Genomic DNA, 26,343 nt, shown 5'->3' with positions numbered 1-26,343 from the left:
GATCGATGGCGAAGCTTGAACTGGCCTGGTCGGCCGAGGGAGCGGCGAGCGCCCGCTCCCTCATCCGGATTCGCCGTCTTGAAAAGACCTACAAGACGCGCGACGGCGATGTGCCGTCGCTGCGTCCGATCGATCTCGACATTCGCGAAGGCGAATTCATCGCCGTTGTCGGCCCTTCCGGCTGTGGCAAGTCGACTCTTTTGAAACTTGTCGCGGGCCTGCTCCCGCCGACGTCCGGCGACATCACCATCGACGGCGCGCTCGTGCGCGAGCCGCCGGACGATGTCGGCATCGTCTTCCAGTCGCCGGTGCTGCTCGCCTGGCGCTCGATTCTGCGCAACGTGATGATGCCGGTGGAAGTGCGCGGCCTCGATCGCGAGAGCCATCTCGCCCGCGCCAAAAATCTTCTCAAGACCGCCGGCCTCGAAGGCTTCGAGAACAAATATCCCTGGCAATTGTCGGGCGGCATGCAGCAACGCGCCGCGATCTGCCGCGCGCTCGTGCATGATCCCAAGATCGTGCTGATGGATGAGCCTTTCGGCGCGCTCGACGCACTGACGCGCGAACGCATGAATCTCGAACTGCAGCGCATCCACGCTGAGACGCGCAAGACCATCCTGCTCATCACCCACTCTATTCCGGAGGCGGTGTTCCTCGCCGACCGCGTGGTGGTGATGACGGAGCGACCTGGCTCCATCGCCGCGATCTACGACGTCGATCTGCCGCGACCGCGCAAGCTCGACATGATGGGCCACGCGAATTTCAGCGCGCTGGCGAAGCAAGTCCGCTCGCATTTCTATGCGCAGGGAGCGCTCGACTGATGCGCGCGCCAGACTTCCTCGAAACTCCCGTGATTTCTGCGTTGCAAGAAAGGACTCTCTCATGAGCAAGCGCACCCTCGGCGTCGTGATGAATGGCGTCACCGGCCGCATGGGCATGAACCAGCATCTCATTCGCTCCGTGGTCGCGATCCGCGCCCAGGGCGGCGTGCCGATTTCGGACGGCTCGCGCGTGCAACTCGATCCCGTGCTCGTCGGCCGCAACGCCGAGAAGGTCGCTGAACTGGCCAAGACCTACGGCATCGATCGCTGGACCACTGACCTCGATGCGGCCATCTCCGATTCCGCGAACGACATCTTCTTCGATGCGGCGACCACGCAGATGCGCCCTGGGTTGCTCGAAAAAGCGATCAAGGCCGGCAAGCATATCTATTGCGAGAAGCCGATCGCGACCGGCCTTTCCGAAGCGATGCGCATCTGCCGCCTCGCCGAGGAGAAGGGCGTCAAGAACGGCGTCGTACAGGACAAGCTGTTCCTGCCCGGTCTGCAGAAGCTCAAGATGCTGCGCGACTCCGGTTTCTTCGGCCGCATGTTCTCGGTGCGCGGCGAGTTCGGCTACTGGGTGTTCGAGGGCGATTGGGGTCAGCCGCCGCAGCGCCCGTCATGGAATTATCGCAGCGAAGACGGCGGCGGCATCATCCTCGATATGGTCTGCCACTGGCGCTACGTGCTCGACAATCTCTTTGGCGAGGTGAAGTCCGTCTCTTGCATGGGCGCGACTCATATTCCGAAGCGCGTCGATGAGAACGGCAAGACCTATGACGGCACCGCCGATGACGCCGCCTATGCGACGTTCGAACTCGAAGGCGGCGTCATCGCCCATATCAACATGTCCTGGGCCGTGCGCGTCTATCGCGACGATCTCGTCACCTTCCAGGTCGACGGCACCCATGGCTCGGCCGTCGCCGGCCTCACCGACTGCATGATGCAGCCGCGTCAGGCGACGCCGCGTCCGGTCTGGAATCCCGACCAGAAGCAGACGATCGATTTCTATGAGGGCTGGCAGCAGGTTCCGGAGAACGCGACCTACGACAACGGCTTCAAGGCGCAGTGGGAGATGTTCATCCGCCATGTCGTCGAGGATGAGCCTTACAAATATACGCTGCGCGAGGGCGCGAAGGGCGTTCAGCTCGTCGAATGCGCGTTGCAGAGCTGGCGCGAGCGTCGCTGGGTCGATGTGCCCGCGCTGCCCTTCGACGCCGCTGTCGCACGCCCGCAGGCGGCGGAGTGAATGAACTGCGCGGCGCTCGCGCGCAGCGCGGAAAGGAGAACGCCATGAACCTCGTGGAAAGGCCAGTCGGCCTCACCATCCGCCTTCCCAGATCCGATCGCTCGCTGGAGACGTTTCGCCTGTCGGCGCCGCGTGATTTTCCCGATCGTGCAGCCGGGCCGATGAATCGCATCGCTTTCTCTGCGGCACACGTCGTCGCTGATCCGCTGAGCGAGAGCGATCCCTGGCTCGACGCCGCGATCGACTGGGACAGGACGATCGCCTATCGCGAACGTCTGTGGGACCTCGGCCTCGGCGTCGCCGAAGCGATGGACACGGCGCAGCGCGGCATGGGGCTGGACTGGCCGACTTCGCTCGATCTGATCCGCCGTTCGACCGCGGCGGCGAAGGCGCGCGGAGGCGCGCTGGTGTTTTCCGGCGCCGGCACCGATCATCTCTCTCTCGACGCCGCGCGTTCGGTCGATGACGTCATCCGCGCTTATGAGGAGCAGTTCGCCGCGATCGAGGGCCTTGGCGGCCGCATCATCCTGATGTGCTCGCGCGCATTGGCGAAGGTCGCAAAGAGCAGCGACGATTATGTGAGAGTCTATGATCGCATTCTCTCGCAGGCGCGCGAACCGGTGATCATCCATTGGCTGGGCGACATGTTCGATCCGGCGCTTGCAGGCTATTGGGGTTCGTCCAATCCCGACGTCGCCATGGATACGGCGGTCGCGATCATCAACGCGCACGCCGCCAAGGTCGACGGCGTCAAGATTTCCCTGCTCGACAAGGACAAGGAGATCGTGATGCGGCGCAGGCTCGCCAAGGGCGTGCGCATGTATACCGGCGATGATTTCAACTACGCCGAGCTGATCGCCGGCGACTCCGAGGGCTATTCCGATGCGCTGCTCGGCATCTTCGACGCGATCGCGCCGGCGGCGTCCGCCGCGCTCGTGAAGCTCGCGGCCGGCGACGAGAAAAGCTTCCACGACATTCTCGCGCCGACGGTTCCCCTGTCGCGACACATCTTCAAGGCGCCGACGCGCTTCTACAAGACGGGCGTGGTCTTCATGGCCTATCTCAATGGAGCGCAGGATCATTTCACCATGATCGGCGGCCAGGAGAGCGCGCGTTCGACGTTACATCTGGCGGAGCTCTTCAGGCTTGCAGATCGCGCCGGGCTGCTGCGCGATCCGCATCTCGCCGTCGCGCGCATGCGCGCTGCGCTCAGCGTGCGCGGCGTCGAAGGCTAAACGATAGATGACGAGTCACGTTCAGCCGCAGGCGGCGGCAAACGCCAAATTGCGCGACTTCTCGCGCGATCATCACTGGCTCTCGATCAACACCGCGACCGTGCGCAAGCAGGGTGATCTCATCGAAATCATCAATGCCTGCGCAAAGGCCGGCATTCGCGCCATCTCGCCCTGGCGCGATCAGGTCGAGACGGTCGGGCTTGAGCGCGCCGTCCGCGCCGCAAAAGACGCCGGCCTTGTTCTCTCAGGCTATTGTCGCGGCGGCATGTTTCCGGCCGACGCGGCGCGTCTTGCTGAGGCGCGCGACGACAACAGGCGCGCGGTCGACGAGGCCGCGGCGTTCGGCGCGCCCTGCGTCGTGCTCGTGGTCGGCGGCCTGCCGCAATATTCGCGGCCAGGCTCCGCGCCCTCGAAGGATCTTGGCGCGGCGCGCGCCATGGTCGAGGACGGCATTGGCGCGATGCTCGAATATGCGCGCAGCGCTGACATGCCGCTCGCGATCGAGCCCCTGCATCCGATGTACGCCGCCGACCGCGCCTGCGTGAACACGCTCGATCAGGCGCTCGATATCTGCGACCGGCTTGATCCCGCCCGCAGCGGCAGGCTCGGCGTCGCTTGCGACGTCTATCATGTCTGGTGGGACCCGCGGCTTGAGGCCGCCATCACACGCGCCGGCAGGGAGCGCATGCTCGCCTATCACGTCTGCGACTGGCTGGTGCCGACGCGCGACCTCCTGCTCGATCGCGGCATGATGGGCGACGGCGTCATCGATCTCAGGCGCATCAGGACCATGGTCGAAGGCGTCGGCTATGCCGGCTTTTCCGAAGTCGAGATTTTCTCGGAGCTCGACTGGTGGCGCCGGCCAATGACGGAGGTGCTGGATGTCTGCATCGAGCGCCACAAGGCCTGCGTATAAGTCCCGTGCAGTCCGATCGCCGCTTTTCCTCCTCCCCGATCTTTGGCAGATGCTGAGGGGGACGGGGATGCGGGGAGCGCGAGTGGCTGATCTTACGAACGGGGGCAGGCGATGACGCGGCCGGCGAGGCAAGCGGCCGCGGAGCCGGCGCGCAGCGCGCCAAAGGCGAAATCCACGCCCCGGCGGGCAGCCAAGCCTGAGCAGCCCGTCAGGTCGCGAGACCCTGAGCGGACCCGCGCCTCGATCCTCGCCGCCGCCACGATCGAATTTTCATCGCGCGGATTCGCCGGCGCCGGCATCGACGCCATCGCCAACAGGTCCGGCGTCAACAGGCGCATGCTCTATCACTATTTCGGCAGCAAGCGCGGCCTGTGGCTTGCGGTGCTCGAAGCCGCCTATGAGCGCGCGCGCTCCGCCGAGCAGAGGCTCGATCTCGCCTCGACTCCGCCTGAAGAGGCCATGCGCCGGCTGATCTCCTTCACCTTCGATTCCTTCATCGGCGACCGCACCTTCATCAATCTGCTCAACAGCGAAAATCTTCATCAGGCGCGCCATCTCAAGGATTCCGCGCGCGTGAAGGACATGCATTCGCCGCTGATTGGAATGATCGGCGAAATTCTCGCGCGCGGAGCCAAGGGAGGCGTGTTCCGCAATGGCGTCGATCCCGCGCAGCTCTGGATTTCCATCGCCGGCGCAAGCTATTTCTATTTCTCCAACATATTTACTTTGTCCGTGATTCTTGATCGCGATCTGCACGCGGCGCATCAGGTGTCGGAACGACGCGCCCATGTCGTTGATCTTCTTATGTCGTCCTTGATGCTGCCGAAGAAATAACAGCGCTCAAAGACAAATTCCGCGCGCGCTTGAATTCGATTTCGCGCGCCCCGCACGCGAATTTTCGCGCCGCAAAACAGCGGAACGAAATCGTGATCTCCCCGTTACGCTCGCATCAACCGCCGCGCGCCCGTTGAGGGATGAGCGCCCGATCTGGGAGAATGACACATGACCCGCGTGAAATTCACGACTTCCGTCGTCGCGGCCGCGCTTCTCTGCGGCCCCGCCTTTGCGCAGACGACTCCACCCACGGCGACGCCGGACCCGGCGCCGAAGGCGAGCGCCCCGGCCGCAACGCCGGCACCAAACGCCGTCCAGATGAACTCCGGCCAATGGCTTGCGTCGAAGCTGCCGGGCGTCGATGTCTACAACGCCACCAACGACAAAATCGGCAGTATCGCCGAACTCCTGCTCGATCAGGACGGCAAGATCAACGCCGTAGTGATCAGCGTCGGCGGCTTCCTCGGCATGGGCAAACATGACGTCGCCATTCCGCTCGCCGAAGTGAAATTCAGCGATACGCCGATTCCGAGCAAGACGTCGTCCACATCGCCAGCAGCGCCAAGCGCGACGGGGATGGGCGGAAGCTCTGAACCTGCGACGACAGGCAGCGTCCGCTCAACGCCGTCGGGCGGTTCAGCGTCGAGCGATTCCTCGACCGCCATCCGCGGCTATCCCGACCACGCCACCGTCAATCTGACGGCCGAGCAGCTCAAGGCGACGCCAGCGTTCAAATACGGGAAGTAGGCGCGATCAAAACAATAATCATGACGATCGCCCTGCGAGAGCCGCCTTCGGGCGGCTTTCGTTCGCATGCGCTTAACGAAGCTGTCGCAGCCGCGACATTCAATCGGCTGCGCGCCGCAACATCATGAGATGGATGACGAGATTTCCGCCGGCGAGCCCGATCAGCCAGATCCATTTGAACTGCGGCGGCAATGATTCATGCACCTGCGTAATGCCGAGCATCTCGCTGAAACCCTGTGCGACGAATAGCGTGTTCCAGCCCATATTGGCGAAAATCAGCTTGCGCATACTCACTCCCCCCAATGCCAGTTCAATTGATCTCGATCATCTTTCCCGTGCGCGCTGATTCCTTGACCGCTTCGATCACCTTCAGCGTGTTCAACCCTTCGCGGCCCGACACAACGGGCTCTGCGCCATTGCGAATGACGTCGCAGAAATGCCTGATCTGCGCCCTTAACGGATCTTCAGGCGTGAAAGGAACGCGCTCGCGCTGAAGCGGCTCCCACCAGCTTCGCTTGCCCGCATTCGACCAGACTTCGAGCTGCGGAATCGTCAGCGAGCCGTGAGTTCCGCCGATCATGTAGCAGGACTGATCCTGCTGGGGATAAGCGGGGTTTTCACCCGTCGTCATTTCCCAGCTCCAGGGCGCGACGACGGAATCGGACACATTGACGGTTCCGAGAACGCCATTGGCGAAACGCAGGAGAATGACGGCTGTTTCCTCGACCGCATTTCCGCGCACCGCGTTCGATTCATGCGCCTGCACGGAGATCACGTCGCCGCAGAGATAGCGGAAGAGATCGACGTCATGGATCAGATTGAGAAGGATCGGTCCCGCGCCCTTCTCCCGTCGCCAGCCGACATCGAAATAATCATCCGGCTTCATCAGCCAGAACTGGCCGTGCAGCGTCAGCACGCGCCCGAGGCGGCCGGAGTCGATGATCTCCTTGGCCTTTTGGATCATCGGATTGTAGCGGCGATGATGGCCGACAAGCAGCGGCGCGCCTGCTTTCTCCGCCGCCTCCACCAGCCCCGCGCCATCTGCGACATCATCCGCGATAGGCTTCTCCACGATCGCTGGAATTCCGGCCGCGACCGCTTCGAGCCCGTTCTTCACATGGATCTGGTTGGGCGTCGCGATGATGACGCCTTCGGGACGATCGACCGCGATCATCTCCGCGAAGCTCGCGAACCATTTCGCGCTGAGCACAGCGGCAAGCTCGCGGCCCGCCGGCGTTGGATCGACGATCGCGACGAGATCAGCGGCCGGATCGGCCGCGGCGTGTTCGGCGTGACGCTTGCCGATGAGGCCGGCGCCGATCACGGCGAGTTTGACGGGTGTCATCTACAAATCCGAACTGACGCTGCCACGCCGAAACCGCTCAAGCCTTTTTCTCGTTGATCAGCTTCGCCACGCGCTGCAGCGCCAGCGTGTAGCCCTGCACGCCGAAGCCGGCGATGACGCCGTCGGCGCGCAGCGACACATAGGAATGATGGCGGAAGGCCTCGCGCTTGTGCACATTGCTGATATGCACCTCCAGCACCGGAAACTCGCAGGTATTGAGCGCATCGAGGATCGCGACCGACGTGTGGGTGAAGGCGGCCGGATTGATCACGATGCCGTCGGCCGTTTCGCGCGCCTCGTGAATCCAGTCGATGATCTCATATTCGCGATTGCTCTGATGGAAGACGATATCGAGCTTGAGATCGGCGGCGACGCGCCTGCAGTCGGCCTCGACGTCAGCCAACGTCTCGTAGCCATAGATATGCGGCTGCCGCTTCCCCAGCAGATTGAGGTTGGGACCGTTCAGGACATAGACAACGCGACTCATCTTCGACTCCGTCTTCAGCTTGCGCCCATTCATCGCGCAACCTGGCGCGCGCTCAAGCCCGTAGGCGGCGAATGATAGCGCAATGGACGCCTTGTTCGCCATGCGCACCGACGCGAGAATGAAGGGCCAGCTGCGGAGGCCTGTGCTGGATTCCTGACGCGGATCGCACGCCAGCTATCGCGGCGGCGGTCGCTCGCAGCGCTGATAGGATGTTCCGCCCGGAAGTATGGTCAACCTGCCCTCGACCGTCAGGCGAAGGCCGATCGACTGGCGCGCCGAGCCGTCGTCGGTCGTGCAGCGCGCGCGGACTGTCCAGGCGTCTTTTCCCGCCGGAGAAAGGGACTGCGCCCTGCATAGGGTTTCGTAATATTCGAGGCTGTCGCGCGCGATGATAAGCCGTCCTTCGCTTTGGAAACTGAGGCAAGGCTGCTCGGCGCTATCCCAGAAACCCAGAAGCTTCGGCGGCAACCGCCCCTGGGCGGCGACCGGCTCGATCAGACAACAGCCGAGGGCAATCGCGCCGAACGATCGCATCAGCAGCGCCCGATGGCTCTGCCGCGTAGATGCTGGTTTTCCCGGTGGTGTGAGTTCTGTCGCCAACGCGATCGCAATTGAGTTCAAAAAAGGGATGGTGCCCCTGGCCGGGATCGAACCAGCACTCCTTGCGGAACTCGATTTTGAGTCGAGCGCGTCTACCAATTCCGCCACAGGGGCCCATCGCCCCTGTAGGATGGCCGGCGGGGCCCGGTCAACCGGGCGCGGGCGACGCCATGGCGCGTGTCATTTCTGCCGCCTGATCCCCCGCCCTTTGGGCGATCCTGCCATTTTGCGGTTTCGTGATCGGGCTGCGACAGGCCGGCAGTAGACAGGCCTGGGCCAAGCCACTAACCGGCGGGCATGTTCCGTCGCCTCTATGACTGGGTGCTGTCGCTCGCGAACAGCCCGCGCGCGCCGCACGCCCTCGCGGCGGTGTCCTTTGCCGAAAGCTCGTTCTTTCCCATCCCGCCCGACGTGATGCTCGTCCCGATGGTGATGGCGAAGCCGGATCGCGCCTGGTTCTACGCCGGCCTCTGCACGGTGTCGTCCGTGCTTGGCGGCATTCTGGGCTACGCCATCGGCGCGCTCGCCTATTCAACCGTCGGCCTCTGGCTCATCCAGCTCTATGGCTATGGCGATCGCGTGAACGATTTCCTCGCGCTCTATCGCGAATGGGGCGCGCTCATCATCCTGATCAAGGGGCTGACGCCGATCCCCTTCAAGCTCGTCACGATCGCCTCGGGCGTAGCCGGCTATGATTTCTTCTGGTTCGTGATCCTGTCCGCGATCACGCGCGCCGGTCGATTCTTTCTCGTTGCGGGCGTGCTCAATCTCTTCGGCCCCGTGATCCGCAAATTCATCGAAGACAATCTGACGCTCGTCGCTTCGGTGACCGTCGCCAGCATCGTCGGCGGCTTCGTCATCATCAAATATCTCTTCTGACGCGATGACGCCTGCGATCTCCTCCCTCGATCTCGGCAAGCCGCGCGGAGCGGCGCTGGGCGTCGCCATCGTCGCGGCTGCGACCATCTCGGGCGCGCTGATCTTCCAGTCGATCGGCTATGCGCCTTGCGAACTCTGTCTTGAACAGCGCTACGCCTATTACGCCGGCATCCCTCTCGCTCTGATCGCGGCGCTGCTCGCTTCGTCGCAGCCGACGCTTGCGCGCATCCTGCTCTTCATGGTCACCGCGCTGTTTCTGTTCAACGCCGGCTTCGGTGTTTTCCATTCCGGCGTCGAATGGGGCTGGTGGCCGGGCCCGGCCGGCTGCTCCTCGCCGGGCGGCGGCGCGACGATGGGCCAGGCTGGCTCATTGCTTCAGCAGATGCAGGCGACGCGCGCCGTGAATTGCAGCGAAGCCGCGTTGCGCATCCTCGGCCTGTCGCTTGCGGGCTGGAGCGCGATCATCTGCGCCGCAATGGCGGCCGTCGCGTTCAATGCGGCAAGGAAAGGCTGATTAGAGCGGGGGACGTTCAAATCGAACCGCTGCGCCGCTCAATCTTTTGTTTGTCGCAGCGTTTTCGCGGAAAACCGGTTCCCACTTTTCCGCCGCTGCTTTAACGCTTCTTGTACTCGACCTCGATGAAAGCCATCGGCTGCGTCGAAGCGTTCATCACGTCATGCTTCACGCCGGCCGGGCGCGCATAACTGTCGCCGGCCTTGAAGCGCGCTTCGGCGATCTCGGCGCCGTTATGCACCTTCATCTCGCCGTCAGTGACCATCACGACCGTGTAAGGCCAGCCATGCTCGTGCCAGCCTGTCACGGCGCCCGGCGAGAAATCCCAGCGCGTGACGCGCACGGCGTCGTCATCCTGCAGCAGAGTGGGTTTTGCCGGAATATCGCAAACGAACGCCACGAGAGCCGATCTCCTCATATATCGATCAGCTATTCCATACCCGCGGCTTCACGCCACTTTCAAATGAGAGAATGTGATGACGGCGATCATCGCCAACGCATCGCTCCGCGATGGAAGCGGACGCCAGACGCGATATCGGGAATTATTTTTCCCGCCGCTCGCGCCTGATATCAGGGCTCCAGCTCGGTGTCCCAGTAGAGATAGTCGAGCCAGCTCTCATGCAGATAGTTCGGCGGGAACAACCGACCGTTGGCGTGAAGCTGCGCCAGCGAGGGCTGGAACGGCCACTGCATCGGCCGCATGTTGACATGGTCGGCGAGCTTGTCGCCCTTGCGCAGATTGCAGGGCGAGCAGGCGGCGACGACATTCTCCCACGTCGTCTGGCCGCCGCGCGAGCGCGGTATGACGTGATCGAAGGTGAGGTCCTCACGCGCGCCGCAATATTGGCAAGCGAAGCGATCACGCAGGAAGACGTTGAACCTGGTGAAGGCCGGATGGCGCGAGGGCTTCACATAGCTCTTGAGCGACACCACCGATGGCAGCTTCATCGAGAAGCTCGGCGAATGAACCTCGCGCTCATATTCGGACACGATGTTCACGCGGTCCATGAAGACCGCCTTGATGGCGTCCTGCCAGCTCCACAGGGACAAAGGATAGTAGCTCAACGGCCGGTAGTCGGCGTTGAGGACAAGGGCCGGACAGGCGTCCGGCGGGGCCATCGGCGCGACGTGGATCGTCAACGGCTCATCCCCTGGATCACGCCGCCCTTTGATTGGACCAATCGAAGGGCGGGAACGTGATCGATTCTAAACAGTTAGAGCATGGCTTATGCGAAAAACCGGTTCCCACTTTTTCGCGCCATGCTCTGGACGCCGGATCCGCGAATCCGGCTCCTGCATAGAATGTAATCGGAACAAGACGGGATTGTGAAGGCGGGGCTGCGGGGCGGCGTGTCGCAGCTTCGGCGGCCCCGGAAATCCTCAATTGCGCTCGGGCGATAGCGCGGACGACGCCGCGCCGCTACGGTTTCGACGGCGCGCCGGGAAGACCGCGCCGGATCGTCGCAGCGCCCTTCAGGAGAGAAGTCCCATGGAAATCACGCGCGTCGCGCCCGAGGCGGTGGGCCTTTCCTCGTCCCGCCTGTCGCGCGTTTCGGACTGGATGCGGCTGCAGGTCGACCAGGGCAAGCTCGCGGGCCTGAGCGTGCTGGTGGCGCGGCGCGGCCATGTCGCCTTCCAGGAGTGCGTCGGCAAATCGGACCTCGCCCGCGACAAGCCGATGTCGGCCGACGCGATCGTGCGCATCTATTCCATGACCAAGCCGCTCACCAGCGTCGCCCTGATGATGCTCTATGAGGAAGGGCGCTTTCAGCTTGACGACCCCATCAGCCGTTTCTTGCCGGCTTTCCGCAATCAGCGCGTCTATCTCAGCGGCGCGCGCGGAAGTTATGAGAGCGAGCCGGCGGCGCGCGACATCAGCTTCCGCGACCTGCTCACCCACACCTCGGGGCTGACTTACGGCTTCATGGAGTCGACCAATGTCGACAAGATGTATCGCGATGGCGGCGTCGATTTTCAGACCTCGGATGCGAGCCTGAAGGAAGTCGTCGATCTCGCCGCGTCGATGCCGCTGATCGCGCAGCCGGGCGCTGAATGGAATTATTCGATCGCGACAGACGTGCTGGGGCGCCTCGTCGAAGTGATTTCGGGCCAGCCCTTCGCGGATTTCCTGCGCGAGAAGATCATCCGCCCGCTCGGCATGGTGGACACCGATTTCTTCGTGCCCGATGCGAAGCTGCCGCGCTTCGCCGCCAACTACGCGCTCGACGCCAAACGCGCTCTGACCCTGATCGACGATCCTGAGACCAGCCGCTACCGCGCACCTCCCAAGGTGCCATCGGGCGGCGGCGGGCTCGTCTCGACCGCGTCCGACTATCTCCGCTTCTGCCAGATGATGCTCAACAAGGGCGAGCTTGGCGGCGTCCGGCTGCTCGGCCCCAAGACGGTCGAGCTGATGACCCGCAACCATCTGCGCGGCGACATGGCCGACATGGGCCAGCCGCGCTTCAGCGAGTCGCCCTATGCCGGGATCGGCTTCGGGCTCGGCTTCTCGGTGATGCTCGATCCGGCCAAGGCCCAAATCCTCGGAACGCCGGGTGAATTCGCCTGGGGCGGCGCCGCCAGCACCGCCTTCTGGTGCGATCCAGCCGAGCAGATGGCCGTCATTCTGCTGACCCAGCTCTCGCCCTCCTCGACCTGGCCGATCCGGCGGGAGCTGCGGGTGCTGACCTATCAGGCCATTGTCGGTTAGGCCTCGAGCATGGCGCGAAAAAGTGGGAACCGGTTTTTCGCATAAGCCATGCTCCAAACTTTTGGAATCGATCACGTTCCCGCACTTTGATTGATTCAATCAAAGTGCGGCGTGATCTAACCGCCTTGCGTCCAAAGCGGCCCTCGTCTATGGGCTGCCCCGCGCCCACCGACACCCCTGGAGGCACGGGCGCTTCCGTAAGGGCCGCCGTTTCGGCGGCCTTTGCGCTCAGAACCTAACCAAGGATGTTCCGCTATGGCTGCTCCAAAAGCACTGACAGCGGCGCCGCGCGAGACGGTCGGCAAGGGGGCCGCCCGCGCAGTACGCCGTGAGAACAATATTCCCGCCGTGATCTATGGCGGCGGCGAAGCGCCGACCCCGATCAGCATCGATTTCAAGACGGCCAACCAGCTCGTCTATGCCGGCCACTTCCTCACGACGGTCTTCGAGATCGAGGTTGGCGGCAAGAAGGTCCGCGCCCTGCCGCGCGACTACCAGCTCGACAAGGTGAAGGACACGGTCGTCCATATCGACTTCCTGCGCCTCAACGCCGGCCAGACGGTCCGCGTGTTCGTGCCGGCGCACTTCGTCAATCACGACCAGTCGCCCGGCATCAAGCGTGGCGGCGTGCTGAACGTCGTCCGTCACGAGGTTGAATTCATCGTCCCCGGCGACGCCATCCCGGAATCGATCACAGTCGACCTCGCCGGCCTCGAAATCAACGACGCCGCGCGCATCGGCGGCGTCAAGCTCCCGGCCGGCGTCCGTCCCGTCATTCGCGACCGCGACTTCGTCATCGCCAACATCGCGCCGCCGACCAAGGAAGAGGCGGCTCCAGCCGCTGACGCCGCCGCCGCTCCTGCGGCGGGCGCGGCTCCGGCCGCCGCTGCTGCGGCTCCGGCCGCCGACAAGGCCGCGCCGAAGAAGTAAGCAAGAGCCTCTTGCCACGATCCAACGGGCCGCTCACAGAGCGGCCCGTTCCGTTTCGACTGCCCTGATATGAGCGACAGACGCCTTCTCCTGGTCGGCCTCGGCAATCCCGGCGCCCGCTACGCCGGCAACAGGCACAATATCGGCTTCATGGCGGTCGATGCGATCGCGCGCGCCCAGGGGGCCGGCCCCTGGAAGGGACGTTTCCAGGCCGAATGCGTCGAGGCGAAGATCGGCGATGAGCGCGCGCTGCTGATGAAGCCGCAGACCTACATGAACGATTCAGGCGCGGCGGTCGGCGCGGCGGCGAAATTCTTCAAGATTCCGCCAAAGGACATCGTCGTCTTCCACGACGAGCTCGATCTCGCCCCGGCGAAGCTTCGGATGAAGATGGGCGGCGGCGACGCCGGTCATAACGGTCTGCGCTCGATCTCGGCGCATATGGGCGGGACCTATCGCCGGGCGCGGATGGGCATCGGCCATCCCGGCGACAAGGCGCTCGTCCATCACTATGTCCTCAGCGACTTCGCGAAGTCGGAGGCGGATTGGGTGAAGGCCCTGTGCGAAGCCTGCGCCGCGCTTGCGCCCTGGCTCGCCAAGGGCGATGACGGCCGCTTCCAGAACGATGTCGCGCTCACAATGCAGAAGGCCGGCTTCGCCGACGTGAAGCAGGCGGGACAGCCGGCAGGTTGACACGAAAACACGGAAACACGATATCTGTGTTTCCGGGTACGACAGATGAAGAACGTCACCATCACATTGCCGGACGATCTGGCGCATTGGGCCAAGGTGGACGCCGCGAAGGAAGGCAAGAGCCTGTCGCGCCATCTCGCGGACATGCTCAGCGCCAATCGCGACCGACAGAGAAGCCAGGCCGCCGCGATGAAAGCGTGGCTCGATCTGCCGCCTCTTCACCTGCTGGACGAGAACGGCAGGCCGCCGACTCGAGAGGAAATCTATGGCCTCAGAATGGGCGACCTGCTTTCTCGACACCAACATCCTGATTTACAGCAAGGACCCGACGAACAGACAAAAGCAGGCGACGGCTCTTCATTGGATGAGCCGTCTCGCTGAGCACGGCGCGCTTGTCATCAGTCCGCAAGTCCTGAACGAACTCTACAATGTGGCGATCCAGAACAGATCGCCGCTGAACGAGGAAGACGCCCGGCGGCTCGTCGTCACTGCTGGCGAATGGTGCTCCGCCCAGACCAGCCTCGCGACAACCATCATGGCCATCGGATTGAGGCGCAGGACGAGCTATCAGTGGTTTGACTGTCTGCTGCTGGCCTCCGCCCTCGACGCGGGTTGCGCATTCTTCGTTTCTGAGGATATGCAGCACGATCACTTGATCGACGGCATGCGGATCATCAATCCGTTTGTGACGGGTCCCGATCTCCTTCAATCTTCGACGCGGCGAGCTTGAGATGGGCTTCAAATGCGGCATCGTCGGATTGCCGAATGTCGGCAAATCGACGCTCTTTAACGCGCTGACGCAGACGGCGGCTGCGCAGGCGGCGAACTATCCCTTTTGCACGATCGAGCCCAATGTCGGCGACGTCGCCGTGCCGGATGAACGGCTCGACTCGCTCTCGAACATCGCAGGGTCACAGCAGATCATTCCGACGCGGCTGACCTTTGTCGACATCGCCGGCCTCGTGCGCGGCGCATCGAAGGGCGAAGGCCTCGGCAACCAGTTTCTCGGCAACATCCGCGAATGCGACGCCATCGCCCATGTGGTGCGCTGCTTCGAGGATGGCGACATCACCCATGTCGAAGGCAAGATCGATCCGATCGCCGATATCGAGACGATCGAGACCGAGCTCATGCTCGCCGATCTCGAATCTCTGGAGAAGCGCGTGACGGCGCTCGAGAAGAAGGCGCGCAGCGGCGACAAGGAATCCGCCCAGCAGCTTGATCTTATCAATCGCGCGCTTGTCCTGCTGCGCGACGGCAAGCCGGCCCGCCTCGTCAGCGTGAAGCCGGAGGAGCAACGCGCCTTCGACATGCTGCAGCTTCTGACCGCAAAACCGGTGCTCTATGTCTGCAATGTCGAAGAGGCGTCAGCCGACAAGGGCAACGGATTCTCCGAGAAGGTCGCCGGGCGCGCCAGGGAAGAAGGCGCAATGAGCGTCGTCGTCTCGGCGAAGATCGAGAGCGAGATCGCCATCCTGCCTCTCGACGATCAGAAGGATTATCTTGAAGCGGTCGGCCTCGAAGAGCCCGGCCTGAACCGCGTCATCCGCGCCGGCTACGAACTTCTTGGGCTGGTGACCTATTTCACGGTCGGCCCCAAGGAGGCGCGCGCCTGGACGATCACGCGCGGCACGCGAGCTCCGCAGGCGGCCGGCGTGATCCATACCGATTTCGAGAAAGGTTTCATCCGCGCCGAGACGATCGCCTATGCCGACTATGTCTCGCTCAAGGGCGAAGCCGGCGCGCGCGACGCCGGCAAGCTCCGGCTCGAAGGCAAGGACTATGTGGTCGCCGACGGCGACGTGATGCATTTCCGCTTCGCGAATTGAGCCGCATCATGGCGAAATATTTTTATGAGGATTTGACGCTGGGCCGCCGCTTCGATTGCGGCTCCCATGTGATGACGCGCGACGAGATTATCGCCTTCGCAACGGAGTTCGACGCGCAACCCTTTCACATCGACGAAGACGCGGCCAAAGCGAGCTTCTTTCGCGGGCTCGTGGCGTCAGGCTGGCATACGGCGTCGGTGACCATGCGCGCGGTCGCGGAAGGCTTGCTGCTGAAATCGGAATCCATGGGCGCGCCCGGCATCGACGAACTCAAATGGCTGCGGCCTGTGCGGGCAGACGATGAATTGTCCGTCACTTGCGAGGTGATCGACCGCCGGGAATCGAAATCGCGGCCCGAGCGAGGCTCCGTGCGCTTCCGCATCTCCGTGACCAACCAGCGCGGCGAGACCGTCATGACCCAGGAGAACTGGATCATGTTCGGCCGCCGCCCGTCCGCGTGAGAATCGCCGATGCTGAATTTCTACGAGGATGTCGAAATCGGCGAGCGCATGGAGCTTGGCTCCTATCTCTTCACGCCCGAAGACATCGTGCGCTATGCCAGCCAATTCGATCCGCAACCCTTTCATCTCAGTGACGAAGGCGCGGCGAAGACTCATTTCGGCCGGCTCTGCGCTTCCGGCTGGCACACCGCCAGCGTCTATATGAAGCTCACGATCAGGACGCGGGAAGAGCATGAGCGCGCGCTGCGTGAGAGGGGCGTTCCGATCGGCCGCATGGGCGGCTCGCCGGGATTCAAGAATCTCAAATGGCTGAAGCCGGTCTATGCCGGCGACACGATCAGCTATTCCTCGACGTTCACCGACAAGCGCCTTTCGGCGACCATGCCCGAATGGGGCGTGCTGTCCTTTCGCAATGAAGGCGTGAACCAGAGCGGCGATCTTGTCTTCTCGTTCGAAGGCGCCGCCTTCATCGAACGGCGCGAGAAAGCCGCATAATATCCCTGCAAGCGTCATGGCCGGACTTGTCGCGGGCATGACGGGAATACGAAACTAAGGCATCAACTGGCCGCCATTCACCTCGATGATCTGGCCGGTGACGTAGCCGCTTAACGCATCCGATGCGAGATAGAGGAACGCGCCGACGCAATCCTCCGAGGTCCCGACGCGGCCCATCGGCACGCTCTGCCGCATCGCCTCGATTTGATTCGCGTTCGACCAGCGCTCATGGAACGGCGTGTCGATCACGCCGGGCGACACTGCGTTGACGCGAATCTTCGCGCCGACCAGCTCCTTCGCCATGCCTTTCGTATAAGCGCTGACGAAGCCCTTCGCCGCAGCATAGATGATCGCGCCGCCGCCGCCGCCATTGCGCGCGGCGATCGAGGTGACGTTGATCACGGAGCCGCCGCCTGTCTTCGCCATCAGCGGCGCCGCCTCGCGCGTCATCGCGAAGATGGACCAGCAGTTGAGCCGCATCACCTTGTCATAATGCGCGTCATCCATCTCGGTGGTGACAACGCGGCCGAGCATGCCGCCAGCATTGTTGATGAGCACGTCGATGCGGCCGTACGCCGCGATCGTCTTCGCGATGATATCTTTGATCGCTTCCGGCTGCGTCACATCGCCATGCACAGCGATCGCCTGCGCGCCATGCTTCACGATCTCCGCAACGACGGCCTCCGCAGCTTCCTTGCTGGCGTTGTAATGGACGACGACCTTGGCGCCCTCGAAGGCGAAGCCCTTCGCCGCGGCGGCGCCGATGCCTGTGCTCGCGCCGGTGACGAGAACGACCTTGTCCTTGAGATCGGGAATCATGGCTTCCTCGCTTGCGATGCTGCGCTTCGGCTCAATGGCCGCTGAAGGCGACGAGCGTGCGCACGGGAACGCCGAGCGCCCTGATCTTGTCCGCTCCATGGAGATCAGGAAGATCGATCACGAAACAGGCGGCGACCACGTCGGCGCCGATCTGCTTCAGCAGCTTCACCGCGCCTTCCGCGGTCCCGCCTGTCGCGATGAGATCATCGACGAGGATCACTTTCTCGCCCGGCTTGATCGCGTCGCGATGCACTTCCATCTCGTCGACGCCATATTCCAGAGAATAGGCGACGCTGACCGTCTCATGCGGCAGCTTGCCTTTCTTGCGGATCGGCACGAAGCCCGACGACAGTTGGTGCGCGATCGCGCCGCCGAGGATGAAGCCGCGCGCCTCGATGCCCGCGACCTTGTCGATCTTCGATCCGGCCCAGGGATGCACGAGTTCATCGACGGCGCGGCGAAATGCGCGCGCGTCGCCCAGCAAAGTGGTGATGTCGCGAAAGAGGATACCCGGCTTGGGATAATCCGGGATCGTGCGGATCGATGCGGTCAGATCGGTCATGGAAACCTCAGATGCGACGCTGAACTGGCGTCGCGCAATCAGGCGGAAAGAACGCGTCCGGCGACGGCGTCGAGCTTCTTCATCAAGGCGGGGTCGCGCGCGGCGGGCGCGGTGATGATCGCGTAATCGAGCGCGCGATGCGAACCGACAGGGCATTCCTCACGCTCGTGCGGAAAATTGCGCGCGAGATTGGCGACGAGCCGGCGCGCCTTTTCCGAATTGTGGTGCATGACCTCGATCACGCTCTTCACATCGACCGCATCATGATCGGGATGCCAGCAATCAAAATCGGTTACCATGGCAACCGTGGCGTAAGTGATCTCGGCTTCGCGCGCGAGCTTCGCTTCCGGCATCGCCGTCATGCCGATGAGTGAAAAGCCTTGCGCCTTGTAGGCGAGCGATTCCGCCTGCGTCGAGAATTGCGGGCCCTCCATCACGACAAGCGCGCCGCCCTTCACGAATTCGATCTTCTCTTCCGTCGCGGCCGCCGCGAGCCGCTCGACAAGCCGCGGCCCGACCGGATGCGCCATCGACACATGCGCGACACAGCCATTGCCGAAGAAGCTCGATTCCCGCCCGAAGGTGCGATCGACATATTGATCGACGAGCACGAACAGCCCCGGCGCCAGTTCCTGCTTGTAGGAGCCGACGGCCGACAGGGACACGAGATCAGTCACGCCGAGCCGCTTCATCGCGTCGATGTTGGCGCGGTAATTGATGCCCGACGGCGACAGGCGATGTCCTGACCCATGCCGCGGCAGGAAGGCGACGTCGCGGCCCGCAATGCGCCCGATGCGAATCTTGTCGGAGGTCTCTCCCCAGGGGCTCGCGACCGCCTCTTCGCGAACATCCTCGATTCCCGGCAGGTCATAGACGCCCGAGCCGCCGATCACGCCGAGCATGGCTTTGGTCATTGAAGGCTCCAAACGGCAGTCAGAATGAGGCAGTCGGCAATCGACGCGATCTGACGTGAAAAATCAATCGCGCTTGAAGACCGTCTTTAACGGTCGCGACTGCCGATTGCCCAAGCCCAATTGCTTACCGCGTCGGAACCGGCGTCTCGCCGCGATAGTCGTAGAAGCCGCGCTTGGTCTTGCGCCCAAGCCAGCCGGCCTCGACATATTTCACCAGCAGCGGGCTTGGCCGATATTTGGAGTCGCCCAGCCCTTCATGCAGCACCTGCATCACCGACAGACAGGTGTCGAGACCGATGAAATCCGCAAGCTGCAATGGTCCCATGGGGTGATTGGCGCCGAGCCGCATCGCCGTGTCGATCGAATCGACCGAGCCGACGCCTTCATAGAGCGTCGTCACCGCCTCGTTGATCATCGGCAGCAGGATGCGGTTGACGATGAAGGCCGGAAAATCCTCCGACATGCTCGCGGTCTTGCCGAGCGACGCCACGAACTCCTTGGCCTTGTCATAGGTCGGGTCTTCCGTCGCGATGCCGCGGATCAGCTCGACGAGCTGCATCACCGGCACCGGATTCATGAAATGAATGCCGATGAAGCGCTCCGGCCGGTCCGTCGCCGCTGCGAGGCGCGTGATCGAGATCGACGAGGTGTTCGTCGCCAGCATCGTCTCCGCCTTGAGCAGCGGCACGATCGACTGGAAGATTTTCTTCTTGATCTCTTCGTTCTCGGTGGCGGCCTCGATCACGAGGTCGCACTGCCCGATCTGCGCCGCATCGGGGGCCGGCGTGATCTTCGCGAGCGCGGCGGCGCGCTTACCCTCATCGATCAGCCCGCGCGCCACCTGGCGCGCCAGATTGCCGTTGACGGTGGCGAGGCCGGCCTTGAGGCGGTCCTCGCTGATGTCGTGCAGGACGACGTCGTAGCCGGCGAGCGCGCAGACATGCGCGATGCCGTTGCCCATCTGGCCGGCGCCAATGATGCCGACCGTGCGAAGTGGAAGGGTCATGAGGGGATCAGAGCCCTAACCCAGCGCTTTTTCAAGCTCGGGGAGGACGGAGAAGAGGTCGCCGACGAGGCCGTAGTCGGCGACCTGGAAGATCGGGGCCTCCTCGTCCTTGTTGATCGCCACGATCACCTTGCTGTCCTTCATGCCGGCGAGATGCTGGATCGCGCCCGAGATGCCGACCGCGATATAGAGCTGCGGCGCCACCACCTTGCCGGTCTGGCCGACCTGCCAGTCGTTCGGGGCGTAACCGGCGTCGACCGCGGCGCGGCTCGCGCCCATGGCCGCGCCGAGCTTGTCGGCCACAGGCTCGATCACTCGTCTGAAGTTCTCGGCCGAACCCAGCGCCCGACCGCCCGAGATGATGATCCTGGCCGAGGCGAGCTCCGGACGATCCGATTTCGACAGCTCCTCGCCCTTGAAGCTCGACAGGCCGGGATCAGCCGCGGCGGTAACCGCCTCGATCGGAGCCGACGCGCCGCCCGCGCCCGTCGCCTGGAAGGACGCCGTGCGCACCGTGATCACCTTCTTCGCGTCGGTCATCTGCACCGTCTGGATGGCGTTGCCGGCATAGATCGGCCGCTCGAACGTATCGGCCGAGACCACCTTGATGACGTCGGACGCCTGCATGACGTCGAGCAGCGCGGCGACCCGCGGCATGACGTTCTTGCCCGTTGTCGTCGACGGCGCGACGATCGCGTCATAGTCGCCGGCCAGCGACACGATCAGCGCCGCCAGCGGCTCGGCCAGACGATGCTCATAGATCGCCGCGTCGGCGACGCGCACCTTCTCGACGCCGTCGAGCTTGGCGACGGCCTCGGCGACCGCGCCGACGCCGGAACCCGCCACCAGCGCATGCACCGGCGCTCCCAGCTGCTTGGCCGCGGTCAGCGCCTTGGCGGTCGCGTCGTTCAGCGTCTTGTTGTCGTGCTTGACGAGAAGAAGCGTGGTCATGGCGCTCAAAGGACTCCCGCTTCGTTCTTCAGCTTCTCGACGAGTTCGGCCGGCGATCCCACCTTCACGCCAGCCTTGCGGCCCGGCGGCTCCGTCGTCTTCAGCACCTTCAGGCGCGGCGCGGCGTCGACGCCAAGCGCCTCCGGCGAGGTCTCGTCGATCGGCTTCTTCTTCGCCTTCATGATGTTCGGCAGCGAGGCGTAGCGCGGCTCATTGAGCCTGAGATCGGTCGTCACGATCGCCGGCGACTTCAGCTCGATCGTCTGCAAGCCGCCATCGACCTCGCGCGTCACCGTGATGGCGTTATCGCCGATCACGATCTTCGAGGCGAACGTGCCCTGCGGCCAGCTGAGCAGCGCAGCCAGCATCTGGCCCGTCTGGTTGCAATCATCATCGATCGCCTGCTTGCCGAGGATCACAAGACCCGGCTGTTCCTTCTCGACCAGGGCTTTCAGAATCTTCGCGACGCCGAGCGGCTCCACCGCCACATCCGTCCTCACCAGAATGCCGCGATCGGCGCCCATGGCGAGGCCGGTGCGGATCGTCTCCGCCGCCTGCTGCGGCCCGATCGACACGACCACCACTTCGCTCGCCTTGCCCGCTTCCTTCTGCCGGAGCGCTTCCTCGACCCCGATCTCGTCGAACGGGTTCATGCTCATCTTCACATTCGCGAGCTCGACCCCCGAACCATCCCCCTTCACCCGGATCTTCACATTGTAATCAACCACCCGCTTAACGGGCACGAGGATCTTCATCTCACAGCCATCCATTGCAAAGGGCGCGGCGGGAAACCACGCGACAGCCCTCCATCGGGCCGCGCGCAGAGGTCAAACCTGGCGAAACCTTCGGGAAAACCGCCGAAAAACGCGCGGGACCGTAACGACGGGCCGCAAAGAATGTCAATCTTCCGAAAGACCATGCGCGATCGGACGAATCACGCGGGGTCCGGACCATCCTCGCGACCGAAAAGACCGACGCCCGGCAGGATCAGAAACGGCGTCATGATCACGCCAGCGGCGAATCCGCCGACATGCGCCCACCAGCCGACCTCGCTCGCGCCGCCATAAATCGCCATGCCGATCTGGAAGAGAATCCAGAAGCCGATCACATAGATCGCCCGCAGTTTGAGCGGAATGCGCGCGAGGAAAAGCGCCCACAGTTTCACCCGCGGATGCAGCATCACATAGGCGGCGACGACGCCGGCGATCGAACCCGATGCGCCGATCAACGGCTGCTGCGAGGCCGGCATGGCATAAGCGTGCGCCAGCGCCGCGCAGATTCCGCAGAGCAGATAAAAGCCGATAAAGCGGATGGTCCCCATGGCGTCCTCGACATTGTCGCCGAACACCCAGAGGAACAGCATGTTGCCGGCGACATGGAGAAAATTCGCGTGCAGAAAGAGCGACGTGATCAGCGTCGCATAACTTGGAACCGAGGCGAGTTCGCCCGAGACCGTATCGACGCCGAACAGCACCGACGGGATCATGCCGAACCCGATCGCCGTCGCCTGCATCGATGCTTCCGTGCGCGTCGCCGCCGTCGCGATCCAGACGAGAAAATTGATCAGGATCAGACCATAGGTCGCAATTGGACGGGCGATGTGGCGCAGCGGCACATCGTCATGAAGGGGAACAACCATGTGGCGTCAGTTCATCTGTTCTGGCCGGGAACCCACAGCACGTCTTTGGCGCCGTTGTCATTCACGGCCCGCGACGCCACGAACAGGAAATCGGACAGGCGGTTGATATATTTCATCGCCGCCACATCGACCTTCTCGTCAGGCTCCTGAGCCAGCGCGACCATCGCGCGCTCGGCGCGCCGCGACACGGTGCGAGCGAGATGCAGCGCCGCCGCCGCCGGACTGCCGCCGGGCAAAATGAATGAGTTCAGCGGTGCGAGATTCGCGTTGAGCTCGTCGATCTCCTTTTCGAGCCGGTCGACCTGCGACTGCAGCACGCGCAGCGGCTCCCAGGAGGGCTTCTTGTCGGTCTCGGGCGTCGCGAGATCAGCGCCGAGATCGAAGAGATCGTTCTGGATACGGCCGAGCATCACGTCGATCCCGGGGTGATCGACGGCTGTATGGAGACGCGCCAGCCCGACGCAGGCGTTGGTCTCGTCGACCGCGCCATAGGCCTCGACGCGCAGATCGCATTTCAGCCGCGGCTCGCCGGTCGACAGCCGCGTCCGCCCGGCGTCGCCGGCGCGGGTGTAGATGCGGTTCAGGACGACCATGCCGGACCTTCGGAACGAGCGGATTCAGCCGCCATGTTTCCGCCTCCCCCGTCAGCGCGCAACGACTTTCTAGCCGCCCCGCATCCAGACGACGGTCATGATCACCACGATGGCGAGGAACTGCAGCCCCACGCGCCAGCGCATCAGATATTGCGAGGTGTTGGCGCTGCCGCCGCGCATCATGTTGACCATCCCCATGAGGAGGACGATCGCGACCGCCGCGACGGCCATCGGAGCGATGCTGCTGCTGAGCGACATGGGTTCACCGGCGACTGAATGACAGGCGTCGCCCAAGCGCGGCGGCCGACCGCGCGGCGAAGCCGCTTCAAGCTATAGATAGGCGGCGAAGCCCGGGATCAATAGGGCGAGAGCAGCCGCCTGAGATAGTCGAGCTCATCGGTCGAGCGCGACGTGTCGCCAAGCCGCCGGCGCAGCTCCTCGAGCACCCGCTGGGCCCGCTCGCTGGCGCTTTCGCCCGGACGCGGAACCTTCACGCGGCTGTTGTCTGTCGCGTCCCGGTTGCGAGTCGGCCGTCCCAGCGGATCGTCATTGTTTTCGCCGCCGGCGCGCCGGTTCTGCGGCGCGTTGCCCGGGCTGTCATTGTCTGCGGCGTCGGCCTGATCGCCATTGGGATCGCCGAGCCCGTCCATCATCTGCTGGGCGAACTGCTGTGCGCCGCGCCTCAAGGCGTCGAGCGCGCGGCCCTGAGCATCGGCGGCCTGCCCCTCCTGGCCCTGACCAAGCTGGCCCTCGGCGTCGCGCATCGCCTCTTCGGCCTCCTGCATCTGCTGGCCGTTCATACCGAGCCCGCGCATGCGGCGACGCAATTCCTCAAGCCGTTCGCGCAGCCGCTGTTGGCGCTCGGCGAGGCTCTGCCCGCCTTGCTGCTGGCCGTCGCCATTCTCGGCGTTTTCCTGTTGGTCGCCCTGATCGCCTTGCTGACCCTGTTGTCCTTGTTGTCCCTGCTGGCCGCGTTGACCGCGCTGGCCCTGCTGTTGGCCGCGCTGGTTCTGCTGGCGATTGCGATCGGCGCGCTGCTGGCCGCGCCGGTTCTGACCCTCGCGGAACGTGTCGTCGCGCAGGCCTTGCTGCTCGCGCACCATCTTGTCGAGCTCGTCGAGCGCGCGATTCATCTCCTGCGCGAGTGGGTCCTGCCGACGCTGGTTGGGACGCGCCGTCTGCAGATTGTCGAGCATCTGCTGGAGATCATCGAGCATCTTGCGCGCTTCATCGCGCGCGCCCTGCCGCGCCATCTGCTCCATGCGGTCGATCATGCGCTTGAGATCTTCCGGCCGGATCGTGCGCATGTTCGGATCTGCGCGTTGATTCTCCGCATTCTGCTGCTGCCCGTCGCGACGCATCTGCTCCGCAAGCTCGCGCATATATTTGTCGAGCGCCGCACGCAGATCTTGCGTCAAACGCTTGATCTCTTCGTCGGACGCGCCGCGCTCCAGCGCTTGCCTGAGCGCTTCCTGCGCCGCGCGTAAATCCTTTTCGGACTGCGAGAGATCGCCGTCCTCCATCTGGACGGCCATGTCCCAGAGATAATCAGCGACATCCATCAACTCGGCGTCCTTGCGCGCGAAGCGCAGACGCGTGAACGCCGTCTTGAGGCCGAGATAGATCGACGTCTCAGGCGTGAATCTTTCAGGATTGAGCATCAGCGCATCAAGCGCCGAAAGCACACGCGTCTTCGTGTTCGCGTCGAGCACGAGCGTGCGCCGCAATTCCACAAGAGCCTTGGCGAGCGGCTTACTGAAGGGCCGCTGCGGCAGCGTCACCTCGACCGGTTCGCTCATGCCCTGCTGACCCGCCTCGTCGGTGACGCTGAGCGTCATCTTCACGCGCGCGCCGCCCCAGGGATGATTGGAAAAATCGAGGATCGACTGGCCTTCGCCGACGCCGCGCGGCTCCGACGGCAAGGACAATTGCATGCGCGGCGGCGCCACGAGCGGCCGCGGCGGGCGCTGGTTCGGCGATGGCGGCTGGGCGCGTTCGAACATCGCCTCGCCGGACGCGACGCCGTAATCGTCCTCGACCTTGTAATTGAGGGTGAGCGTGCCGCGCGTATTGTTCTGCGGCGGCTGCGTCATGCTGATCGCCGGCGGCTGATCCGGGATGGGGTCGAGCGACAGCCGCGCCAGCGTCTGCAGCCCGCGCTTCACTTCGACGGTTCCGGGCTGGCCGATGGTCCAGCGCTTCTCGACAGAGCCGTCAGACGGCTTCTTGTCGCTTTCGAGCGCGGCGAGGCCGCCCGAGGTCGTGATCGCGAGATCGGACGCGCCGGCGGCGCGGATCACCAGCGTGCTGTTGACAGGCGCCTTGACCGTGCGCGCGCCCTCGCCTGCGGCGATGGTCAGAATGGTCGGCGCGACGCGGGTGTAGGCTGGCGGATCAATCCAGCCGTCGATGCGCGATCCCGGCGCGGCGACAGGCGGGTTCGACCAGTCGAAAGGTTGCATGAGCCTCGCGCGCCATTCCGGGCCGGCGTAAATTCCGGCCGCGCAGGCTATGAGCAGCATGGCGATGCGCAGGCCCCAGGGATCGCGCTCCGCAAGGCGCGGCCGCGGGACGGCAGGCTTCGCCTGACGCAGCGAGGCCGCGATGCGCTTCTGATGCAACTCCCAGAGAAGTCGCGTGTCCGCGTCCTGCGGGCCGAGCGCCAATTTGTCAGAGAGCGCGGCGGCAGGCCGGTGCGGCAGGCGCGAATCGGCGTCGACGCGCGCCAGCGTTTCCGTCGCGCCCGGGAGCGAGATGCGCAGGAGCGGCCAGAGCGAGCCGAGCAGCAGCGCCACGAAAACAGCGAGGCCGATCATGCGGCTGATCGGCGTCAGCTCCGTCCAGAGACCGGCCCAGGAGAACACCAGGAAGGCGCCCAGGACGACCAGGAACAGGGTCGAGGCGCGCCAGACGCGCTCCCAGAGCATCGCCTGCCCGGCGCGCGCCGAGAGCCTGGCGAGGCGCTTCTGCGCCCATTGGGACGTGGTCCGCGAGACGCCGTCCGCCGGCCTGTCGGTCATTACGATCCTTTCGATCCCGCCCGATCCGAAGGGTAACACGAAAGACGGCGAGCTAAAGGCGAGATTTGTGCCATTGCGGCGCTCACAACATCGA

Annotated in this window: 31 protein-coding genes and 1 tRNA gene; 16 read left to right on the top strand and 16 right to left on the bottom strand. The window is 64.0% G+C overall.

Going from position 1 to position 26,343, the window contains the following annotated elements; translation table 11 throughout:
• Positions 1–5 precede the first annotated feature (5 nt).
• The 6 genes from L8F45_RS00430 (at position 6) to L8F45_RS00405 (ending at position 5,802) form a co-directional block, all read left to right on the top strand.
• Positions 6–821 (top strand): ABC transporter ATP-binding protein, encoded by an 816-nt coding sequence (locus L8F45_RS00430; RefSeq protein ID WP_342360922.1) that lies wholly within the window; start codon positions 6–8, stop codon positions 819–821.
• A 61-nt stretch (positions 822–882) separates the two neighbouring features.
• Positions 883–2,070 (top strand): Gfo/Idh/MocA family protein, encoded by a 1,188-nt coding sequence (locus tag L8F45_RS00425; RefSeq protein ID WP_342360921.1) that lies wholly within the window; start codon positions 883–885, stop codon positions 2,068–2,070.
• Between the two features lie 44 nt (positions 2,071–2,114).
• Positions 2,115–3,305, top strand: a complete 1,191-nt coding sequence (locus L8F45_RS00420) for a dihydrodipicolinate synthase family protein (protein ID WP_342360920.1) — start codon at positions 2,115–2,117, stop codon at positions 3,303–3,305.
• A gap of 49 nt (positions 3,306–3,354) precedes the next feature.
• Entirely contained in the window at positions 3,355–4,221 is an 867-nt protein-coding gene (locus tag L8F45_RS00415; RefSeq protein ID WP_342363588.1) for a sugar phosphate isomerase/epimerase family protein, read from the top strand.
• A gap of 111 nt (positions 4,222–4,332) precedes the next feature.
• A complete protein-coding gene (locus tag L8F45_RS00410) occupies positions 4,333–5,055 on the top strand; it encodes a TetR/AcrR family transcriptional regulator (protein WP_342360919.1) in 723 nt (240 codons plus the stop codon).
• 168 nt (positions 5,056–5,223) lie between these two features.
• Positions 5,224–5,802, top strand: coding sequence for a PRC-barrel domain-containing protein (locus tag L8F45_RS00405; protein ID WP_342360918.1), 579 nt, complete (start codon positions 5,224–5,226; stop codon positions 5,800–5,802).
• Positions 5,803–5,901: 99 nt separating this feature from the next.
• Here L8F45_RS00405 and L8F45_RS00400 read toward each other — a convergent pair whose 3' ends face one another.
• The 4 genes from L8F45_RS00400 to L8F45_RS00385 form a co-directional block, all read right to left on the bottom strand.
• Entirely contained in the window at positions 5,902–6,090 is a 189-nt protein-coding gene (locus tag L8F45_RS00400; RefSeq protein ID WP_342360917.1) for a hypothetical protein, read from the bottom strand.
• Between the two features lie 22 nt (positions 6,091–6,112).
• Complete coding sequence (locus tag L8F45_RS00395; protein ID WP_342360916.1) at positions 6,113–7,147, bottom strand: Gfo/Idh/MocA family protein; 1,035 nt, start codon at positions 7,145–7,147, stop codon at positions 6,113–6,115.
• A 37-nt stretch (positions 7,148–7,184) separates the two neighbouring features.
• A complete protein-coding gene (gene aroQ / locus L8F45_RS00390; RefSeq protein ID WP_342360915.1) occupies positions 7,185–7,634 on the bottom strand; it encodes a type II 3-dehydroquinate dehydratase in 450 nt (149 codons plus the stop codon).
• Positions 7,635–8,263: 629 nt separating this feature from the next.
• Positions 8,264–8,348 (bottom strand) — tRNA-Leu (locus L8F45_RS00385).
• Positions 8,349–8,531: 183 nt separating this feature from the next.
• On the opposite strand from L8F45_RS00385, the gene L8F45_RS00380 reads away from it, so the two are divergent.
• Together L8F45_RS00380 and L8F45_RS00375 are read left to right on the top strand one after the other, a co-directional pair.
• Complete coding sequence (locus L8F45_RS00380) at positions 8,532–9,113, top strand: YqaA family protein (protein ID WP_342360914.1); 582 nt, start codon at positions 8,532–8,534, stop codon at positions 9,111–9,113.
• 4 nt (positions 9,114–9,117) lie between these two features.
• Complete coding sequence (locus tag L8F45_RS00375; protein ID WP_342360913.1) at positions 9,118–9,627, top strand: disulfide bond formation protein B; 510 nt, start codon at positions 9,118–9,120, stop codon at positions 9,625–9,627.
• A gap of 100 nt (positions 9,628–9,727) precedes the next feature.
• Here L8F45_RS00375 and L8F45_RS00370 read toward each other — a convergent pair whose 3' ends face one another.
• Positions 9,728–10,027, bottom strand: a complete 300-nt coding sequence (locus L8F45_RS00370) for a cupin domain-containing protein (protein WP_342360912.1) — start codon at positions 10,025–10,027, stop codon at positions 9,728–9,730.
• A gap of 170 nt (positions 10,028–10,197) precedes the next feature.
• On the bottom strand, positions 10,198–10,746 hold the full coding sequence (locus tag L8F45_RS00365) for an HNH endonuclease (protein ID WP_425330048.1): 549 nt from the start codon (positions 10,744–10,746) through the stop codon (positions 10,198–10,200).
• A 370-nt stretch (positions 10,747–11,116) separates the two neighbouring features.
• On the opposite strand from L8F45_RS00365, the gene L8F45_RS00360 reads away from it, so the two are divergent.
• The 8 genes from L8F45_RS00360 to L8F45_RS00325 all read left to right on the top strand — a co-directional run bounded on the left by L8F45_RS00360 (position 11,117) and on the right by L8F45_RS00325 (position 16,745).
• Positions 11,117–12,337, top strand: coding sequence for a serine hydrolase domain-containing protein (locus L8F45_RS00360; protein WP_342360910.1), 1,221 nt, complete (start codon positions 11,117–11,119; stop codon positions 12,335–12,337).
• 255 nt (positions 12,338–12,592) lie between these two features.
• Entirely contained in the window at positions 12,593–13,267 is a 675-nt protein-coding gene (locus L8F45_RS00355; protein WP_342360909.1) for a 50S ribosomal protein L25/general stress protein Ctc, read from the top strand.
• A gap of 69 nt (positions 13,268–13,336) precedes the next feature.
• Positions 13,337–13,960 carry an aminoacyl-tRNA hydrolase gene (pth, locus tag L8F45_RS00350; RefSeq protein WP_342360908.1) on the top strand — a complete coding sequence of 208 codons (624 nt, stop codon included), beginning with the start codon at positions 13,337–13,339 and terminating at the stop codon, positions 13,958–13,960.
• A 45-nt stretch (positions 13,961–14,005) separates the two neighbouring features.
• The gene (locus L8F45_RS00345; protein ID WP_342360907.1) at positions 14,006–14,341 is read left to right on the top strand and encodes a hypothetical protein; all 336 of its coding nucleotides are present in this window, start codon (positions 14,006–14,008) and stop codon (positions 14,339–14,341) included.
• Complete coding sequence (locus tag L8F45_RS00340) at positions 14,226–14,690, top strand: PIN domain-containing protein (protein ID WP_342360906.1); 465 nt, start codon at positions 14,226–14,228, stop codon at positions 14,688–14,690. The genes L8F45_RS00345 and L8F45_RS00340 overlap by 116 nt, the downstream gene beginning before the upstream one ends.
• A gap of 1 nt (position 14,691) precedes the next feature.
• Positions 14,692–15,789, top strand: coding sequence for a redox-regulated ATPase YchF (ychF, locus tag L8F45_RS00335; protein ID WP_342360905.1), 1,098 nt, complete (start codon positions 14,692–14,694; stop codon positions 15,787–15,789).
• An 8-nt stretch (positions 15,790–15,797) separates the two neighbouring features.
• Positions 15,798–16,250 carry a MaoC family dehydratase gene (locus L8F45_RS00330; protein ID WP_342360904.1) on the top strand — a complete coding sequence of 151 codons (453 nt, stop codon included), beginning with the start codon at positions 15,798–15,800 and terminating at the stop codon, positions 16,248–16,250.
• 9 nt (positions 16,251–16,259) lie between these two features.
• Positions 16,260–16,745 (top strand): MaoC family dehydratase, encoded by a 486-nt coding sequence (locus L8F45_RS00325; protein WP_342360903.1) that lies wholly within the window; start codon positions 16,260–16,262, stop codon positions 16,743–16,745.
• Between the two features lie 54 nt (positions 16,746–16,799).
• On the opposite strand, the gene L8F45_RS00320 is transcribed toward L8F45_RS00325, so the two are convergent.
• The 10 genes from L8F45_RS00320 to L8F45_RS00275 form a co-directional block, all read right to left on the bottom strand.
• Positions 16,800–17,564 carry an SDR family NAD(P)-dependent oxidoreductase gene (locus L8F45_RS00320; protein WP_342360902.1) on the bottom strand — a complete coding sequence of 255 codons (765 nt, stop codon included), beginning with the start codon at positions 17,562–17,564 and terminating at the stop codon, positions 16,800–16,802.
• Between the two features lie 31 nt (positions 17,565–17,595).
• Positions 17,596–18,126 (bottom strand): adenine phosphoribosyltransferase, encoded by a 531-nt coding sequence (locus L8F45_RS00315; protein WP_342360901.1) that lies wholly within the window; start codon positions 18,124–18,126, stop codon positions 17,596–17,598.
• 38 nt (positions 18,127–18,164) lie between these two features.
• Positions 18,165–19,040, bottom strand: coding sequence for an S-methyl-5'-thioadenosine phosphorylase (locus L8F45_RS00310; RefSeq protein ID WP_342360900.1), 876 nt, complete (start codon positions 19,038–19,040; stop codon positions 18,165–18,167).
• 124 nt (positions 19,041–19,164) lie between these two features.
• Entirely contained in the window at positions 19,165–20,046 is an 882-nt protein-coding gene (locus L8F45_RS00305) for a 3-hydroxybutyryl-CoA dehydrogenase (RefSeq protein WP_342360899.1), read from the bottom strand.
• A 15-nt stretch (positions 20,047–20,061) separates the two neighbouring features.
• On the bottom strand, positions 20,062–20,997 hold the full coding sequence (locus L8F45_RS00300; RefSeq protein WP_342360898.1) for an electron transfer flavoprotein subunit alpha/FixB family protein: 936 nt from the start codon (positions 20,995–20,997) through the stop codon (positions 20,062–20,064).
• 5 nt (positions 20,998–21,002) lie between these two features.
• Positions 21,003–21,752 (bottom strand): electron transfer flavoprotein subunit beta/FixA family protein, encoded by a 750-nt coding sequence (locus tag L8F45_RS00295; RefSeq protein WP_342360897.1) that lies wholly within the window; start codon positions 21,750–21,752, stop codon positions 21,003–21,005.
• A gap of 179 nt (positions 21,753–21,931) precedes the next feature.
• A complete protein-coding gene (locus tag L8F45_RS00290) occupies positions 21,932–22,636 on the bottom strand; it encodes a rhomboid family intramembrane serine protease (RefSeq protein WP_342360896.1) in 705 nt (234 codons plus the stop codon).
• Positions 22,637–22,647: 11 nt separating this feature from the next.
• Entirely contained in the window at positions 22,648–23,229 is a 582-nt protein-coding gene (locus L8F45_RS00285; protein ID WP_342360895.1) for a cob(I)yrinic acid a,c-diamide adenosyltransferase, read from the bottom strand.
• 69 nt (positions 23,230–23,298) lie between these two features.
• On the bottom strand, positions 23,299–23,487 hold the full coding sequence (locus L8F45_RS00280) for a twin transmembrane helix small protein (RefSeq protein WP_342360894.1): 189 nt from the start codon (positions 23,485–23,487) through the stop codon (positions 23,299–23,301).
• A gap of 98 nt (positions 23,488–23,585) precedes the next feature.
• Positions 23,586–26,249, bottom strand: coding sequence for a TIGR02302 family protein (locus L8F45_RS00275; RefSeq protein WP_342360893.1), 2,664 nt, complete (start codon positions 26,247–26,249; stop codon positions 23,586–23,588).
• Positions 26,250–26,343 lie beyond the last annotated feature (94 nt).

Origin of the sequence: Terrirubrum flagellatum, assembly GCF_022059845.1 — a bacterium.
Lineage (GTDB): Bacteria > Pseudomonadota > Alphaproteobacteria > Rhizobiales > Beijerinckiaceae > Terrirubrum > Terrirubrum flagellatum.
The sequence above is the reverse complement of the archived record's forward strand: the minus strand, read 5'-3'. Positions and strand labels throughout refer to the sequence as shown.